Genomic DNA, 17,405 nt, shown 5'->3' with positions numbered 1-17,405 from the left:
TACACAGCCAACACGCCCTTGGCATTGCGCTACAGCACCGCTTCCACCGCGCGCTCCAGCCGCGTCACGGTGCCCGGCACGTCCTTGAGCTTGTCGAGGCCAAACAGCCCGATGCGGAAGGTCTTGAACGCCTCACCCTCACCCACTTGCAACGGCACCCCGGCGGCAATCTGCAAGCCCTGCTCGCGGAACTTGGCACCGTTCTGTACCGAGGGGTCATCGGTATAGCTCACCACCACGCCCGGCGCCTGAAACCCTTCGGCCGCGACTGACCGCGCGCCCTTGGCCACCAAAAGCGCCCGCACCGCGCGACCCAACTCCCATTGCGCCGCCTTGGCCGCCTCAAATCCCATCGCCTGCGTCTCCAGCATCGCATCGCGAAAGCCCTGAATGGCATCGGTGGGCATGGTGGCATGATAGGCATGCCCGCCCGCCTCATACGCCGCCATCATCGCCCGCCATTTCTTCAGATCAACGGCAAAGCTGTTCGAGGTGGTCTCCGCCAGCCGCGCCTCGGCCAAGGGCGACATCACCACCACCCCAGCCGAGGGTGAGGCTGACCAGCCCTTTTGCGGGGCCGAGATCACCAAATCCACCCCCAAAGCGACCATATCCACCCAGATGCAGCCGCTCGCGATGCAATCGAGCACCATCAGCGCGCCCACCTCATGCGCGGCTTCGGCCACTTTCGCGATGTAGTCATCAGGCAGGATAATCCCGGCGCTGGTCTCGACATGGGGCGCAAACACTGCTTGCGGCGCCGTCTCACGGATTTTGGCACACACCTCCTCGACCGGGGGCGGCGCATAGGGCGCGCGGGGGTCGTTCCCGGTTTGTCTCGCCATCACCACGCTGACATCCTGCGCGAAACCGCCCGCGTCAAAAATCTGGCTCCAGCGATAAGAGAACCAGCCATTGCGCACGACCAGAACCTTACCCTGCCCGAACTGGCGCGCCACTGCCTCCATGGCATAGGTGCCCCCCCCCGGCACCAGCGCCACTGCACTGCCCTTGTAAACCGCGCGCAGCATGCCCGACACATCGCGCATCACCGCCTGAAACCGCGCTGACATGTGGTTCAGACTGCGATCGGTGAACACCACCGAAAACTCCTCCAACCCATCCGGGTCCACGTCACCAAGCAATCCAGCCATGATCTCTCTCCTCTTTGTCCCAACCATAGGCGAGCCAAAACAAAAAGCACGCCCCCACACCATTTTCTGTTCAAAAATATCCTGGGGGGTGAGGCGAAGCCGAGGGGGGCAAAGCCCCCCTTGCCCGGCCAGCCCCTATCCCAACGGTCCCGGTCTGCGCTCTTCGGTCAAAAGCACGTTGGCCTCAACGTTGCCCACGCCGGGCAAGGTCATGATCCGCCGCCGCAACACCCGCTCAAAATCGGCAATGTCGCGCGCCACGACCCGCAACCTGTAATCAAACAGGCCCAGCACATGCTGCACCACCTGCACTTCGGGGATGGCGGTCACTGCGCGCTCGAAATCCTCCAGTGGTACCCGGCCGCGTGTGGCCAGCTTCACGCCCAGAAACACCGTCACGCCAAAACCGAGGGCGGCGCGGTCCACCTCCACCCGTCGCCCTGCCAGCACGCCGGCATCTTCCAGCCGCTTCACCCGGCGCCATGCGGCGGGCTGCGACAGTCCGAACCGCCGCCCCAACTCCCCCGCAGACAGCCCCGCATCCAGCGACAACGCACGCAGCATCGCCCTGTCCTGATCGTCCAGATCAATCACAGCGGCAGCCCCCCTGCGTCCTTGATCGTCGCAATCAACATCAGCGCCTCCAATTCTGCGATATGCGGCAGGGTCAGGATGCGACGGCGGTAGGTTTCCTGATACTGCGCCATATCGCGGGCAATCACCGTCAGACGCACATCAACCCGGCCAAGAAAGGTCTCGATCGTGACCACCTCCGGCACCTCGCGCGCGGCCTCGATAAACTCGTCAAAGGCGCGGCTGTTGGTTTTGTCGAGCGTGAAACGCAGCGAGACTTCCACCCCGTACCCCAGCGCCGCCCAGTCGATCACCGCCCCCTCAGCCCGGATCACCCCTCCCGCTCGCAGGCGTTCCAGCCGCCGCCACAGCGTCGCAGGCGTCACCCCTGCGCGGTCGGCCAGAACCGCCCGATCCACCGCAGGCTCGGCCAGATAGTGCCGCAAGATCCGCCGATCCGCCTCATCCAACTGCATGATTTTTTCACCAATAATCAATTATAAGAATGATCTTTCGCATGTTACTGAAAATTCGTCAAACAATGCACGGCGTAACGCCTCAAAACCCCTATCCTGCCCCCATCAATCAAAGGAGAGACGCCATGCGCGTGTATTATGACCGTGACTGCGACATCAACCTGATCAAAGACAAAAAGGTCGCGATCCTCGGCTACGGTTCTCAGGGCCACGCTCACGCGCTGAACCTGCGCGATTCGGGCGCGAAAAACCTTGTCGTTGCCCTGCGCGATGGCTCGCCATCGGCCAAGAAGGCCGAAGGCGAAGGCCTCAAGGTGATGGGCATTGCCGAAGCCGCTGCCTGGGCTGACCTGATCATGTTCACCATGCCCGACGAATTGCAGGCCGAGACCTACCGCAAATACGTCCACGACAACATCCGCGAAGGCGCTGCGATTGCCTTCGCCCATGGCCTGAACATCCACTTCGGCCTGATCGAGCCAAAGCCCGGCGTCGACATCCTCATGATGGCGCCCAAAGGCCCCGGCCACACCGTTCGCGGCGAATACACCAAGGGCGGCGGCGTGCCTTGTCTTGTCGCCGTGCATAACGACGCCACCGGCAAAGCCATGGAAATCGGCCTGTCCTATTGCTCGGGCATCGGTGGCGGCCGTTCCGGCATCATCGAGACCAACTTCCGTCAGGAATGCGAAACCGACCTGTTCGGTGAACAGGCCGTGCTGTGTGGCGGTCTGGTCGAATTGATCCGCATGGGCTTTGAGACGCTGGTAGAAGCTGGCTACGAGCCCGAAATGGCCTATTTCGAGTGCCTGCACGAAGTCAAACTGATCGTCGACCTGATCTATGAAGGCGGCATCGCCAACATGGATTACTCGATCTCGAACACGGCAGAATACGGCCAGTATGTTTCCGGCCCGCGCATCCTGCCGTATGACGAGACCAAGGCCCGCATGAAAGCTGTGCTGTCCGATATTCAGTCCGGCAAATTCGTGCGCGACTTCATGCTTGAAAACGCCGTTGGCCAGCCGACGATCAAGGCTTCGCGCCGCTCGAACGACGAGCACCAGATCGAACTGGTCGGCAAAAAGCTGCGCGACATGATGCCTTGGATCTCCAAGGGCAAGATGGTGGACAAGGCCCGCAACTAAGCAGCCCCCATCAACCAGTCAAAAGCCGGGGATCCTCCCCGGCTTTTTTCATTGATCGGGCATTCGTTGATCGGGTCGGATCACACCCGAAATGGCTTCACGCGGTCTGGCATGTGCTGCATACGCGCGCCCAAAGGCATCAGGAACGCCACGCCGCCCTGCGGACCATCCTTGGCCAGCGTTGATTTGGGCGCGTAGGGATCGTGGCGACGCTCTTCAACGCGCGCTTTGCTGATCAGCGCAAAGGTGGCAACAGCAAGCAGCGTCAGCAACGACAGAAACGGAACAATGGCACCAGACATGGTGGGCTTCCTTTCGGGTTGGCCGTCGCGTCGGAAAGCATAGCGCGGCGGGCTGTCATGGGTCTGTCCTGCCAACGCCCGCTGCGCGGTTTTGGTTCCGCGCCCGCGTGTATTGCAGCCTCTGGCGCAGCGCAGCGCCACCCGCTACACCGCCGCCCATGATCTCACCCGCCCCCCCCACACCCACCCGATCAGACTGGCTGTCCATCTTTGCCCTCGGCCTGATCTGGGGCGGCACCTTTGTGGTCATTTCCTTTGCCCTGCGCGGCTATGGCCCGGTGACCGTTGCCTGCGCCCGCACCACGCTGGGCGCGGTTTCGGTCCTTGGGCTATTGCGTCTGACCGGGCGGCGCTTGCCCACATCGCCCGCCGTCTGGCGCAGCGCGGTGCCGATTGGCCTGACATCCACCGCGCTGCCGTTTTTCCTGCTGTCTTGGGGCCAGCAGTCGGTGCCATCGGCCTTTGCCGGGCTGTCGATGGCCGCTGTGCCGCTGTTCGTGCTGCCCCTTGCACATGCCTTTTCAGACGAGCCGCTGACCCGCCGCAAAGCGACCGGCTTTGCGCTTGGCTTTGCCGGGGTGCTGGCGCTGCTTGGCCCTTTAGCGTTTCAGGGCGACGCAGCCACCCTTGCGCGGCTGGCCTGCCTGTGCGCCGCATTGTCTTATGCGGTATCGTCGATCCTGACCCGCCGCTGCCCGCCAGTCGACCCGGTGGCACTGGCCGCAGCCACGCTGATCGTCGGTGCAGCCGTGCTGATCCCGGCCATGCTGCTGGTTGAAGGCGTGCCGGGCTGGGCAGGCACCAAGCCCGGCCTTGCCATCCTTTTCCTTGGGCTGGTGCCAACCGCACTGGCCGCGTTGTTGCGCGTGACCGTGATCCGCAGCGCAGGGTCAGGCTTCATGACCCTGACCAATTATCAGGTGCCCCTGTGGTCAATGGGCTTTGGCGTGGTGCTTCTGGCCGAAGCCCTACCCAGCACCTTTTTTGCAGCGCTGGTCCTTATTTTGGCCGGCCTTGCCATCAGCCAGAGCGGGCGGGCCAAGCCCCGGTGATGACAAGGGTGCGGTGATCAGACCACCGCCTCGACCGCGCCCACGATTTCATCAACGACCTGATGCAGCATCCCCTCATCCTCGCACTCCGCCATCACCCGGATCAGGGGTTCGGTGCCGGATTTGCGGATAAGAATGCGGCCCTTGCCCTCAATCCGGGCGGTGTTGGCGGCAATCACCGCCTTGACCGACGCGTGTTCCAGAGGTGCTTTCCCAGCGGCAAAGCGTACGTTTTTCAGCATCTGCGGCACGGTGTCGAACTGCTGCACCAAGGCACTGGCAGGGTTACCCGTGCGCGCCATCTCGGACAGAAACTGCAAGCCCGCGATCAAACCGTCGCCTGTGGTGGCATAATCGGTCATCACGATATGCCCCGACTGCTCTCCGCCAAGGTTGAACCCGCCCGCCCGCATCCGTTCGACCACGTAGCGGTCACCCACCGCTGTACGCTCCAGCCCGATGCCGCGCCCAGTCAAAAACCGCTCAAGCCCAAGGTTTGACATGACCGTGGCCACCAAAGCGCCACCGCGCAGTTTGCCTTCCTCGGCCCAGCGGGACGCCATCAGCGCCATGATCTGATCGCCATCAGCCACCCGGCCCGTCTGGTCCAGAATCATCACCCGGTCGGCATCGCCGTCCAGACAGATGCCCACATCCGCCCCATGCGCGACCACCGCCTCGGCGGCGGTCTGGGTGTGGGTGCTGCCACAACGGTCATTGATATTGGTGCCGTTGGGTGACACGCCCACCGGAACCACAGTCGCACCCAGTTCCCACAGCACCTCGGGCGCGGCTTTGTAAGCCGCCCCGTTGGCGCAGTCGATCACCACTTTCAGCCCGTCCAGCCGGACGCCGGCGGGAAACGTGGTCTTGACGAATTCCTGATAGCGCCCCCGGCCATCCTCGATCCGGCGCGCGCGGCCAATGTTTTGCGCCTGCGCCAGCTGAATTTCCCCTGCAACGATGGCTTCGATCTCGGCCTCTGCCTCATCGGACAGCTTGAACCCGTCAGGCCCGAAGAACTTGATACCGTTGTCCTGATGCGGATTGTGGCTCGCGGAAATCATCACCCCCACGTCAGCCCGCATGCTGCGCGTCAAAAACCCGACCGCTGGTGTCGGCACCGGACCCAGCAGCAGCACATTCATGCCCGTGCTGGTCAATCCCGCCGTCAGCGCGTTTTCCAGCATATAACCCGAAAGCCGGGTGTCCTTTCCGATCACAACCCGATGCGCCGATCCGCCGTCACGACGAAAAAACCGCCCCGCCGCAGCTCCCAGTTTCAGCGCCATTTCCGCGGTCATCGGATGGGTATTGGCGCGGCCCCGCACGCCATCGGTGCCAAACAGTTTTCGTATCATGGGTTTTCCCCTTTTTCTTCGTGTTGTGTTGCGGCCTGCCAAAGTGTCAGCGCGGCCCGCGTATCGCGCACATCATGCACCCGGATCATCTGCACACCCTGCGCCACGCCCGCAAGCGCCACAGCAATGCTGCCCGGCATCCGGCGGGCGGCCTCATCCTCGCCCGTCAGCGTGCCGATAAACCGCTTGCGGCTTGCCCCCAGCAGCAACGGCAGGCCAAGCGAATGAAACAGGCTCAGCCGCGCCAGCAGCGCAAGATTATGCGCCAGCGTCTTGCCAAAGCCGATACCGGGGTCAATAGCGATGCGCCTGCGGTCGATGCCCGCGGCCTCGGCCATTGCCACACGGGCGGCCAACGCGTCGTAAACATCCAGCAGCACATCCTCGTAGACCGGGTTGTCCTGCATGGTGGCTGGCGTGGCCAGCGAATGCATCAGGATGACGGGCACGCCCGCATCAGCAACCAGACCCGCCATCGCCGGATCAAACTGCAAGGCGGTCACGTCGTTCACGATCCCCGCCCCTGCGTTCAGCGCGGCTTGCGCCACTGCCGCCTTGCGGGTGTCAATCGACACGGCCCGGTCAATTCCCGCCGCGCGCATCGCGGCAATCACCGGGGCGGTGCGGGCGGTTTCCTCGTCTGCCGTCACCTCGGCGGCACCAGGGCGGGTGCTTTCACCGCCCACGTCCAGAATATCGGCCTGCGCTGCCATAGCGCGGGCCTGCATCATCGCGGCCTCGGGCTTCAAAAACAGCCCGCCGTCCGAAAAGCTGTCCGGGGTCACGTTCAGAATGCCCATCAACCGGGGGCTGTCCATCGCAAGCCCGGCAAAATCGGCGCGCGGCGCCATAAGGGGCGACAAAAGGCTGGGCGAAGCCTCGGACGCGGGCACCACCACGGGCGCACGGCCTCGCTCCAGAATTTCCAGATGGGTAAAGCGGCACCAGCCACCGGCCAGCACCACGGCATCGGTGGGGCGGGCGACATCATGCAAGGGGATCGGGCGTATATATGTCATGCGCCCGGATTAGGCCCCATTGCCGAGCTTTGGCAAGCGGATCGCTTAGCCCTGTTCCACCGGAACGCGGCTTCCCGCCGGAAGTGCAACATTCCCGTGAACAACCAGCCCCAGCGCCGCCATTTCCTCGGCCAACCACAGCGCCAGGGCAACTGCGTCTGCGGTTTTAGGCCCATCCACCGCATCCAGCACCATTTTGGACGGGGCCCAGACCACCGATTGCCCGCGCTTGATCGCCCAGTCAATTTCGGTGCGCGTCGCCACCACCACACAGCGCGGATCACGCGCCGCAAGGGTCCATGCGTTTTGCTCGATCGCCAGCAGATCCACACGGCGCTGCGTCGGCTTGTGCCCGGTCTGCGGGCGCGGGCCGTCCGGCAGACCCACCGTCAAAATCAACGGAGCGCCACGCGCCAGCAACGCATCCAGACGCGCGGTCAGACCCGCACCGCCGATTGCAGCATTGTCCAGATGCACGACCAGCGGATGCACCGCCGCTTCCATCCCATCCTGCCCCACAACGCGCAATGGCACCTCGGCACGGCTGCGCACAATCTCGACCCCAAGCTTATAAGGTCCAACGTCCAGCTTTTCGATCCGCACAAAGGCGCGCATGGCCTGCGGTTCGGCCAGAATGCGCTCTGCCACCCGTTCGGCAAGGGTTTCCAAAAGGTTCAGCCGTTCCGCCGCCAGCTCGTGCGCGATGGCCCATGTGATCCGGTCATAGGACAGGATCCGGTCCACATCATCATTCAGCGGCGCCGTTATGGGCGCCACTTCGACCACCACATTGAACATCACCCGCTGCTTGTGGCCGCGTTCTTGCTGAAAAGCGCCGATATCCACCTCGACCACATGGTCGCGCAAACTGATCCGATCACGCGGATCGGCACTGGCCGAGGCGTGGCTGCGTTCTTCCGGGTGGGCAAAGGCTAGGCGAATATCGCTGGTCATCTGGCCCCCTTGGCCCGCAAAACATTCAGGGGCAGGCTACAGCCCGCCCCCGAAACCGAATGCCCAAAGCCGACACCGGGCGCAAGCCCTGCGACACGCGGACTTAGGGCGGGCTTAGGGCTGGCGGTAAAACAGATGTGCGCCAATCGCAGCAGTGCGCGGAAACTGGCGTGCCCAACGGGGGTTTACAGCGCGGGTATGGAAATGCGTGGCCCCGGCCGTCAGACCGCGCGGCGCGCCGCTCAGCATGACCGCAGCAATCCGGCCCGCCGTATCGGCGGCCTGACGGTCGCGCATCACATCGCTGTTGCCGTCGCAGACATAGCTGAACTGGCAGCCACGGTTGCCTCCCTGCTTGACGACACCGCAGACCGAATTGGGGTATTCGCGGCTGTCCACACGGTTCAGAATAACTTCGGCCACCGCAAACTGACCTTTCAGGCTTTCGCCCCGCGCCTCGAAATACAGGGCCGATTGCAGGCATTGCCATTGCGCATCGCCTTTTGGCGCAGGCTGGGATGCCAGAAAACTGTCTTCATAGCGGATCAGCACGGGCTGGGCAGGCGCGACCGCCTTGACCACGGCACCCGGCTTTTGCTTTTTCGGACCCGCTGCTAGGGTCGCAAGACGTTCCTGAGGTACCGCCCCAACCGTCGCATGTTCTGCCCCCATAAGAGAGGCCATCTGTTCAGCCATGCCCAGTTCTGGACTGTTGGACTGGCTCACCGTCACCTCGGCGAAGGCCGCTCCACCCGTGGCACAGACTGCCACCGCAGCCGAGGCCATGATTTGTCGCAAGCGCATTGTCTCGTGTTCCGTTCTGTTGCCTACGCTGCACGGGCCACGAAAAGGAACGGGTTCGTGCAACAGCCGCCGGGCTTAAAGCAGGCAAAGGGGCGGAGTCCAGAGGTGCGACAAAAATGCAACGCTATTCAGGCTCAAGTCGGCGGAAACTTGCGCATATTTTAACAAACCGGATGAACAAAGCCGCTCAGACACATGATATTGTGTCGAAATTCGAGTTATTCACAACGATCCCTCAACGCCAGATGGGCCGCCGCCAAACGCGCCAGTGGAACACGATACGGTGAACAAGACACGTAATCGAACCCCGCCTTTCGACAAAACGCGATTGATTCGGGGTTGCCGCCATGCTCGCCACAAATCGAAACGGTCAGATCAGGCCGTGTTTTCCGCCCCCGGTCCGCCCCGATCAACAACAGCTCTCCCACCCCGTCCACATCCAGAATGTGGAACGGATCTTCAGGGAAAACGCCCTGTTGCACATAGGTGTTCATGAACCGCCCGGCATCATCGCGTGACAGACCATAGGTCATCTGGGTCAGGTCGTTGGTACCGAACGACAAAAACGCCGCGTGCTGCGCGATCTCGCCGGCCCGCAGCGCGGCGCGCGGGGTTTCCACCATCACCCCCAGCTTGTAATCAAAGTCCATCCCGGCCTTGACCCGAACCGCCGCCGCGACCGCGTCGACGCGGGTTTTCACCAGTTCAACCTCGCGCCGAGCGCTCACCAGCGGGATCATGATTTCCGGCACGACAGCAGCGCCACGCCGCGCCACCTCGACCGTGGCCTCAAAGATCGCCTGCGCCTGCATGTCATAGATCTCGGGCAGAACAACGCCCAAGCGCACGCCGCGCATGCCCAGCATCGGGTTGAACTCGGTCAACGCCTCGGCGCGGCGCGTGACTTCGGACAAGGGCTTGTCCAGCGCCTCGGCCAATTCACGCAAACCTTCACGGCTATGGGGCAAAAATTCGTGCAAGGGCGGGTCGAACAGACGGATGCACACCGGCAATCCCGACATGATTTCAAATAATTGCACAAAATCGGCCCGCTGCATCGGCAACAACCGCGCCAAAGATGCCGCGCGATCTTGCGAGGTATCGGCAAAGATCATCTCGCGCATGGCGACCAGACGGTTTTCCTCAAAGAACATATGCTCGGTGCGGCACAGACCAATGCCCTGTGCGGCAAACTGGCGCGCGGTGGCGGCATCGGCAGGCGTGTCGGCATTGGCGCGCACGCCGATATCGCGAAACTCATCCGCCCAGCCCAGCAAGGTCTGAAAATGGCTGTCCAGTGCCGGGGCCAGCATATCGACCGACCCGGCCAGCACCTGTCCCGTGGTGCCATCCACCGTGATCACATCGCCTTCGCCAAAGCTGCGGCCGCTGGCGTGAATGCGCTTGTCGCGCGCATCCAGCCGCAGATCGGCGCCCACCACGCAAGGCAGGCCCAAGCCCCGCGCGATCACCGCGGCATGGCTGGTGACCCCGCCGCGCTCGGTCAGCACCCCGGCCGAAGAATGCATGCCACGGATATCCTCGGGCGCGGTTTCGCGCCGCACCAGAATACACGCCTCGCCCCGCGCCGCGCTGGCCTGTGCGGCATGGCTGGAAAACACGATCCGCCCCACTGCAGCGCCGGGGCTTGCGGCAATGCCGCGCGCGATCACATCACGCAGCCCGCGCGGATCGACCTGCGGGTGCAACAGTTCGGACAACGCGCGCGGTTCCACCCGCAACACCGCCTCTTCGCGCGGAATCACGCCATCTTCGGCCATTGCGACTGCAATCCGCAAGCCCGCCCGGGCCGAGCGTTGCACCTTGACCGCATCGAGAACCGCCAGACGGCCATCTTCAATGGTGAATTCAATCTGCATTTCTTCGCGCAGACGGGCGCGGCACGCGGCACCATAGCGCACGAGGTCCGCCACCAGTTCCGGTGCGATGTCCTCTAATGAGGAGCCGCGCGCATCACGGGTCAGGAACATCGCCTGCGCCGCCTTGAGCACATCGCGTCCCTGCCCCTGCCCCAGATAGCGCCCGGTGATCTGCTGCTCTCCGGTCACCGGATCGACGAATTGCACCACGCCAGAGCCGGAAATCCCTTGCCCCAGCCCCTGTGCCATCGCCTGCACCACCAGACCCAGCGGCGCATCAACGGGCGCGCCCTTGGCCTGACGCAAAAGCCGCGCCGTTGTGCCCTCCCATGCGCGGGCCATCGAGCGCAACACCTCGGACAGTTGCCGAGCGGGATCTTGCGGAAATTCCTCATCCATTTCGGTCTCATAGACCTTTAGCGCCGCCGCAACCGCCTCGGGCGAGGGCGCGGTGGCGGCGAACATATCGGGGTCCAGACGGGCGACATGGGTGGCGTATGACTGGACAAAGCGCAGATAGATGGCATCGGCGGCCTGCTGGCCATGGCGGGTGGCAAGCGCGCGGTGGCGTTCCGCATTCAGCCCGATGTTGAGCACCGTCGCAGGCCCACCCCAATCGGGGTTTTCCGGGCTGGGCCGGACCGAGATCAGCGGCGCCGTGCCGAAATGCGCCAAAATAGCAGGGCAATCCACCAATGTGCCCGCGGCAATCGCCCGGACGGTCAGGGCCGACAAAGCAACCGTCTGCGGCACCGGCAGATCCAGCCGCACCAGCCGCTGCAAGCACTTTGCTCGCCAGCCATGCGCCACGACATCAATGCGCGCCGAGGGCGTGACTTCGGCAAATGCGACCAGCGGATCGGTCATGGGGGCGGCATCGAGTTTCTGCACTGCGGCATTCCTTCTTCTGCGCAGACACTACACCGATTCTGGGGTCAGGCAAGCAGGCGGTTGCGCGCAGGGGCAGATGTGGAAAAGGGGGGGCTCGCCCCCCCTCGGAGCTATCGCTCCTCACCCCCTGAGGATATTTGTAAACAGAAAATGTCAGCCGTCGAGTTTGGTGAGGTCTGCGACCGACAGGCAGATGGTGCGGATACGGTGCAGCAGGTTCAGGCGGTTGCGGCGCACGATCTGGTTGTCGGTGTTGATTTGCGTTGCGGTGAAGAAGGCGTCAATGGGCGCGCGCAAGGTCGCCATCGCTTGCATGGCGGTGGCGAAGTCTTCGGTTTTCATCGCGGGGGCGATGAGCGCATCGGCGTGGTCGAGGGCTGCGAACAGCGCGCGTTCCTCGTCGGTTTCGGCGAATTTAGGGTCGGCACCGTAGGAATATTCGACGCCGTCCTTTTGTTCGGCTTGGGTCAGGATATTGTTGGCGCGCTTGAAGCCCGCGACGAGGTTGGCGCCGTCTTCGGTTTGCAGGGTGGCTTGCAGGGCGGTGGCGCGCTTGACAAGCAGGGGCAGGTCGTCATTGCCGGGCATGGCGAGGCAGGCGTCGATCACGTCGTGGCGGATGCCCTGATCTTTGAGGAAGACTTTCAGGCGGTCGTGGAGGAAGGCGAGGAGATCCAAAATAGTCACCGGAACCTGTATTCCGTCGACTTCTTTCAAAGCCTGACCTATGGCGACCATGAAGTCACCACCCGACTGCTGCGCTTGTCGGCGTGCTGTCATCGCGATGTCGCTTAATACGATATCAAGATGGGTGATTAGTTTTGTCGAAATCTCGGTGCTCGCCCCATTCCCCAACACCAACCGAATAACCCCCAGCGCCGCCCGGCGCAGTGCAAACGGGTCTTTTGACCCCGTGGGCTTTTCGTCAATCGCCCAGAAGCCGGTCAGCGTGTCGATCTTGTCGGCCAAGGCCACCGCGACGGAAACCGGGTCGGTGGGCACGGCGTCGGATGGCCCCAGCGGCGAATAGTGGTCGCGTGCGGCATTGGCGACCGCGTCCGGCTCTCCAGCCGCGCGGGCGTAATACATGCCCATCAGGCCTTGGAGTTCGGGGAATTCGCCGACCATCGCGCTGCGCAGGTCCAGCTTTGCCAGACGGGCCGCGCGTTCCGCCAGATCGGGGTCCGCCCCGACCATCGGCGCGATTTCGCGGGCAAGGGCCGCGATGCGGGCGATGCGGTCGGATTGCGAGCCCAGTTTGTTATGGAAGGTCACCGCTTTCAACCCGTCGGCCCATTCTGCCATTTTCAACCCGTCGGCCCATTCTGCCATGCCGGATTTCGCCACGCGCAGGTCATTTTCCCAGAAGAACTTCGCATCCGACAGCCGCGCTGCCAGCACCTTCTGGTTGCCCTTCAGGATCGTCGCACCATGATCGGCGGTGATCGTGTTGGCGACGGTCACAAAGCCCTCAATCCGGCCGGTCTTCGGGTTTTTGACCGAGAAGAACTTCTGGTGTTCGCGCATGGAGGTCTGCAAAACCTCTGGCGGCAGGCCAAGGAAATCATCGCCGATGCGGCCCATCAGCGGCACCGGCCATTCGACCAGACCCGCCACTTCGGTCAGCAAAGCGCGGTCTTCGACAACCTCCAGCCCGGCTGCAAAGGCAAGGGTCTGGGCGTCGTGCCAGATCGCGGCTTCGCGTTCGGCAGAGTCCAGCACCACATGCGCGCGCTTTAGCTTTGCCGCGTAATCGTCGAAATTCGTTACCGAAAACACCCCCGGTGACAGGAAACGGTGGCCGCGTGTGGTGTTGCCCGATGCGATGCCATCGACGGACAGAGGCACCACTTCGGCGCCGCCTTCATCCGACAGCAGGCACAGGATGGAATGCAGCGGGCGCACCCAACGCAAAGACCCGCTGCCCCAACGCATCGACTTGGGCCAGGGAAAATTGCGGATGGTGGCGTCCAGCACGTCGGCAATAATCTCGGGCGCGCGACGACCGGGGCGTTCGATCACCGCAAAGTAGACCTCGCCCTTTTTGTCGGCGCGCTTTTCCAACTGCTCCAGCGAAAGCCCGGTCGAGCGCAGGAAGCCCTCCACCGCCTGCGCGGGCGCAGAGGTGTTGGGGCCTTTGCGCTCTTCGCGCACGGGGCGCGACTCAGCCGTCAGCCCTTCGATCGCCAGCGTCAGGCGACGCGGGGTCGAGAACGCGGCCGCCGAGGCATAGGTCAGCCCCGCCTCGACCAGACCATCGGTCACCAGCTTTTGCAGATCCGCGCGGGCGCGGGCCTGCATCCGGGCCGGGATTTCCTCGGAAAACAGTTCGATCAGCAGATCGGGCATAAGATCAATCCTTGGCGGCGGGGTTCAACTGATGCCAGGCAAAGGCCCGGCCATCGGGAAAGACGGCGACCACACGGTCGACATCGGTATGGACCGAGGATTGCGACAGAAAGGCAAGCGCCTCGCCGCGTTCCAGCGCAGTGCCGATGGCAACCGCGTCAAAACAGTCGAACCAGCCGGGGGCGACCAGCGGTTCGGCCCCGTCATAAGCGACGTAGGTTTCCGACAGCATCCCAAAGGTCAGCGGCGTGGTGAAACAGGCGCGGAACCGCAGGGGGCTGCTGTCTGCGTCAATGCCAGTGATGTCTTCGGCTAAAATCGGCTCGGGCTGGCCCGATTCAATGGTGGTCAGGGTGATTTCCTGCCCCGGCGTGAAACTGACGGGTTCGTAAAAGGCATAGACCTGCAAATACCAGATCGCCACGCCCGCCACTGCTGCTGAAATCACGATTGCCCCCGCTGCTATCTTGCCGTTCATGCGCTCACACCTTCGGCATCGGCCCCGGCTTCGGTCTGACGGAAGGCGTCGGCGCATTTCTTGGCCAAGGCGCGCACCCGCCCGATGTAGGCCTGCCGTTCGGTGACAGAGATCACGCCGCGCGCGTCCAGCAGGTTGAACAGGTGACTGGCCTTGATGGTCTGGTCATAGGCCGGATGCGCCATGATGATGCGCTTTCCGGTCTTTGGGTCTTCGGGCGGGAAGCCCAGCAGGCGGTCGCACTCGGCCTCGGCATCCTCAAAGTGGCGCAGAAGCTGCGCGGTATCTGCGCCGTCAAAGTTGTGGCGGCTGTATTCTTCCTCGGTCTGGCGGAAGATGTCGCCATAGGTCAACGGAATGGGGCTGGCAGGGTCGTTGAACGGCATGGTCATCACATGGTCAACGCCCAGCACATACATGGCCAGACGTTCCAGACCGTATGTCAGCTCGCCCGAGACGGGGCGGCAATCATGGCCGCCGACCTGCTGGAAATAGGTGAACTGGCTGACCTCCATCCCGTCGCACCACACCTCCCAGCCCAGCCCCCAGGCGCCCAGTGTCGGGCTTTCCCAATCATCCTCGACAAAGCGGATGTCGTGGAGAGCCGGGTCCAGCCCGATGGCGCGCAAGCTGCCAAGATACAGGTCTTGCAGATCGGGCGGGCTTGGTTTGATGATCACCTGATACTGGTAATAATGCTGCAAGCGGTTCGGGTTTTCGCCGTAACGGCCGTCGGTCGGGCGGCGTGAGGGCTGCACATAGGCGGCGGCCCAAGGCTTGGTGCCAAGGCTGCGCAGGGTGGTGGCCGGGTGAAAGGTACCTGCACCAACCTCCATGTCATAGGGTTGCAATATCGCGCAGCCCTTGGCCGCCCAATAAGACTGAAGCCGCAGGATAATCTCTTGGAACGAGCGTGGCGCGGTGATTGCGCTAGGCGAAGCACCTGTAAGCGGCATGTCTGACATGATGTTGACCCCCGGTGGCGCGTAAAAGCCTTGAAATGCCCGGCTGTCATAGGCAAGAGGCAGGTCAGGGTCAATGCGCCGCCGCGCCTTTGCGGGGGCAGTGCGCGTGACGCGAACGGGCGGGCGTCTTTCCGCTGGTCTTAAAGGTGCGTCGCCCGACAGGCGGCGAGTGGGAATCGAAGGGAACAGAACGGAATGCTGCGCGCGATACTTGGGATAGGGATGACTGCGGTGATGCTTTGGGCCGGCATGGCCGCCGCGCAACAACAATCCTGGGTGCAGGTCGAGGCGCAACCCACGCTGGCCGAAGCCGAAGTGCGCGCAAGTGCCTATGCGGCAGCCTTTCCCGATGTGGTGGGCTATCGTCTGGGGTCGCGCTGGTATGGCATTGCCCTTGGTCCCTACAGCCCGGACGAGGCCGCTGAACGTCTGGCGGACCTGCGGCGCGAAAACCTGATCCCGCGCGACAGCTATGTATCGGATGGCACCAATTTCCGCGAGCAGTTCTGGCCGGTCGGTGCGCCGCAAGCCGCACCACTCGCCACACCCCTTGCCCCGGACGCCCCGGTTGATGTGGCTCCGCTGGAGCCAGAGGTCAGCGCCGAGGTCGTGCCGGAATCTGCCTCACCCGAAGCGCTGATCGCGGAACCCGAAACCATCGTGGCCGAGGAAACCCCGGCTCAAGCCCGCGCGGCCGAGGCGGCGTTGACCCTTGAGGAACGCCAAGAGCTGCAACGCGCCCTCCAATGGGATGGGTTTTACACCGCAGGCATCGACGGAGCCTTTGGCCCCGGCACCCGCAATTCGATGGCGGCGTATCAGACAGCAATGGGGCTGGAGCCGACCGGCGTTCTGACCACGCGCCAGCGCGATACTCTGGTGACCAACTGGCGGCTGGATGTGGCGGAATACGGGTTTGAGACGGTGTCTGAAACCGAATCCGGCATTGAGATCACCCTGCCCATTGGCCTTGTGCAGTTTGACCATTACGAGCCGCCCTTCGTGCATTACACGCCAAAGACTGAAGGCGGGATGAAGGTGATTTTGATCTCGCAACCCGGTGACCGGGCCGCCCTATATGGGCTGTATGACATTCTGCAAACCCTGACGATCATTCCGACGACGGGTGAGCGCAGCCGCACTGAGCGGTCGTTCGAGATCAACGGCGCGTCCGCCAGCACCCAAAGCTATGCCTTTGCCGAAACGCGAGCCGGGCTGGTCAAGGGCTATATTCTGGTCTGGCCCCCGGATCAGGCCGATCAGGCCGCCCGTGTGCTGGGCCAGATGAAGACCAGCTTCCGCGCTGTGGGCAACCGCGCGCTGGACCCCGGCATGGTGCCAATGACCGACGCCACCCGCCGCGGCCTGTTGGCCGGGCTGGAGCTGCGCCGCCCCAAAAGCACGGGATCGGGGTTTTACGTCGACACCTCGGGCCGCGTGCTGACCACCGCAGAGGCGGTCGCGCACTGCGGTCGGATCACTCTGGATGGTGTGACCGAGGCACAGGTGACCCATACAGACACCGCCACCGGCATTGCGCTTCTGACCCCGAACACCCCGCTTGCACCACCTGCGGTCGCGGGATTCCAGACGGCAACCGACCGGATCGGGTCCGAAGTTGCGGTCGCGGGCTATTCCTATGGCGACAGCTTGCCCGCCCCGGTCATCACCTTTGGGGTGCTGGAGGATGTTCAGGGGCTGAACGGTGAAACCGGCGTGAAGCGGCTTGGCATCAGCACCCTGCCCGGCGATGCAGGTGGGCCGGTGCTGGATGGCACAGGCGCGGTGCTGGGACTGCTGTTGCCGCGCGCGCGCGATCCCGCACGCGTGCTGCCGGGTGGAGTCGAGTTTGTCGCCTCCGGGACAGTTTTGGCGCAGGTGCTGGGCACGCAAGGCATTGCTGCGGTTGATGCCAAGGCCAACGGCGCCCTCGCGCCGGAAGATCTGACCCGCAAGGCAACCGGCATGACCGTGCTGGTCAGCTGCTGGGAGTGAGCAA

At 63.5% G+C, this 17,405-nt stretch carries 15 protein-coding genes; 3 read left to right on the top strand and 12 right to left on the bottom strand.

Going from position 1 to position 17,405, the window contains the following annotated elements:
* Nucleotides 1-29: 29 nt before the first annotated feature.
* From Q8K08_RS21435 to Q8K08_RS21425, 3 genes are all read right to left on the bottom strand, one after another.
* Nucleotides 30-1,154 (bottom strand): aminotransferase class V-fold PLP-dependent enzyme, encoded by a 1,125-nt coding sequence (locus tag Q8K08_RS21435; protein ID WP_305251660.1) that lies wholly within the window; start codon nucleotides 1,152-1,154, stop codon nucleotides 30-32.
* A 135-nt stretch (nucleotides 1,155-1,289) separates the two neighbouring features.
* Complete coding sequence (locus Q8K08_RS21430) at nucleotides 1,290-1,748, bottom strand: Lrp/AsnC family transcriptional regulator (protein WP_305251659.1); 459 nt, start codon at nucleotides 1,746-1,748, stop codon at nucleotides 1,290-1,292.
* Nucleotides 1,745-2,203: an Lrp/AsnC family transcriptional regulator gene (locus Q8K08_RS21425; protein WP_305251657.1), complete on the bottom strand. Its 459-nt coding sequence runs from the start codon at nucleotides 2,201-2,203 to the stop codon at nucleotides 1,745-1,747. The genes Q8K08_RS21430 and Q8K08_RS21425 overlap by 4 nt, the downstream gene beginning before the upstream one ends.
* Nucleotides 2,204-2,328: 125 nt before the next feature.
* On the opposite strand from Q8K08_RS21425, the gene ilvC reads away from it, so the two are divergent.
* Nucleotides 2,329-3,351 (top strand): ketol-acid reductoisomerase, encoded by a 1,023-nt coding sequence (gene ilvC / locus Q8K08_RS21420; protein ID WP_304801771.1) that lies wholly within the window; start codon nucleotides 2,329-2,331, stop codon nucleotides 3,349-3,351.
* Between the two features lie 80 nt (nucleotides 3,352-3,431).
* Here the strand turns inward: ilvC and Q8K08_RS21415 are convergent, their stop codons facing one another.
* Nucleotides 3,432-3,653 (bottom strand): hypothetical protein, encoded by a 222-nt coding sequence (locus tag Q8K08_RS21415; protein ID WP_304801775.1) that lies wholly within the window; start codon nucleotides 3,651-3,653, stop codon nucleotides 3,432-3,434.
* 158 nt (nucleotides 3,654-3,811) lie between these two features.
* Between Q8K08_RS21415 and Q8K08_RS21410 the strand changes: the two genes are divergently transcribed.
* Nucleotides 3,812-4,705, top strand: coding sequence for a DMT family transporter (locus Q8K08_RS21410; protein WP_305251656.1), 894 nt, complete (start codon nucleotides 3,812-3,814; stop codon nucleotides 4,703-4,705).
* A 17-nt stretch (nucleotides 4,706-4,722) separates the two neighbouring features.
* On the opposite strand, the gene glmM is transcribed toward Q8K08_RS21410, so the two are convergent.
* From glmM to Q8K08_RS21370, 8 genes are all read right to left on the bottom strand, one after another.
* Nucleotides 4,723-6,066, bottom strand: a complete 1,344-nt coding sequence (gene glmM, locus Q8K08_RS21405) for a phosphoglucosamine mutase (RefSeq protein WP_304802020.1) — start codon at nucleotides 6,064-6,066, stop codon at nucleotides 4,723-4,725.
* The gene (gene folP, locus Q8K08_RS21400) at nucleotides 6,063-7,085 is read right to left on the bottom strand and encodes a dihydropteroate synthase (RefSeq protein ID WP_305251655.1); all 1,023 of its coding nucleotides are present in this window, start codon (nucleotides 7,083-7,085) and stop codon (nucleotides 6,063-6,065) included. The genes glmM and folP overlap by 4 nt, the downstream gene beginning before the upstream one ends.
* A 45-nt stretch (nucleotides 7,086-7,130) precedes the next feature.
* Complete coding sequence (locus Q8K08_RS21395) at nucleotides 7,131-8,039, bottom strand: dihydroneopterin aldolase (RefSeq protein WP_305251654.1); 909 nt, start codon at nucleotides 8,037-8,039, stop codon at nucleotides 7,131-7,133.
* A gap of 114 nt (nucleotides 8,040-8,153) precedes the next feature.
* Entirely contained in the window at nucleotides 8,154-8,843 is a 690-nt protein-coding gene (locus tag Q8K08_RS21390) for a cell wall hydrolase (protein WP_304799665.1), read from the bottom strand.
* 218 nt (nucleotides 8,844-9,061) lie between these two features.
* Nucleotides 9,062-11,590: a pyruvate, phosphate dikinase gene (gene ppdK, locus Q8K08_RS21385; RefSeq protein ID WP_305251678.1), complete on the bottom strand. Its 2,529-nt coding sequence runs from the start codon at nucleotides 11,588-11,590 to the stop codon at nucleotides 9,062-9,064.
* A 177-nt stretch (nucleotides 11,591-11,767) separates the two neighbouring features.
* A complete protein-coding gene (gene glyS / locus Q8K08_RS21380; RefSeq protein ID WP_305251653.1) occupies nucleotides 11,768-13,963 on the bottom strand; it encodes a glycine--tRNA ligase subunit beta in 2,196 nt (731 codons plus the stop codon).
* A gap of 4 nt (nucleotides 13,964-13,967) precedes the next feature.
* Complete coding sequence (locus Q8K08_RS21375; protein WP_304797553.1) at nucleotides 13,968-14,441, bottom strand: DUF6446 family protein; 474 nt, start codon at nucleotides 14,439-14,441, stop codon at nucleotides 13,968-13,970.
* Nucleotides 14,438-15,406 carry a glycine--tRNA ligase subunit alpha gene (locus Q8K08_RS21370; RefSeq protein ID WP_305251652.1) on the bottom strand — a complete coding sequence of 323 codons (969 nt, stop codon included), beginning with the start codon at nucleotides 15,404-15,406 and terminating at the stop codon, nucleotides 14,438-14,440. Before Q8K08_RS21370 ends, Q8K08_RS21375 begins: the two co-directional genes overlap by 4 nt.
* Before the next feature lie 195 nt (nucleotides 15,407-15,601).
* On the opposite strand from Q8K08_RS21370, the gene Q8K08_RS21365 reads away from it, so the two are divergent.
* Nucleotides 15,602-17,401, top strand: a complete 1,800-nt coding sequence (locus tag Q8K08_RS21365) for a serine protease (protein WP_304799820.1) — start codon at nucleotides 15,602-15,604, stop codon at nucleotides 17,399-17,401.
* Nucleotides 17,402-17,405 lie beyond the last annotated feature (4 nt).

Source organism: Pseudotabrizicola sp. (assembly GCF_030684215.1).
In the GTDB taxonomy this organism is placed as follows: Bacteria; Pseudomonadota; Alphaproteobacteria; order Rhodobacterales; family Rhodobacteraceae; genus Pseudotabrizicola.
This window is presented reverse-complemented; position numbering and strand designations above follow the sequence as displayed.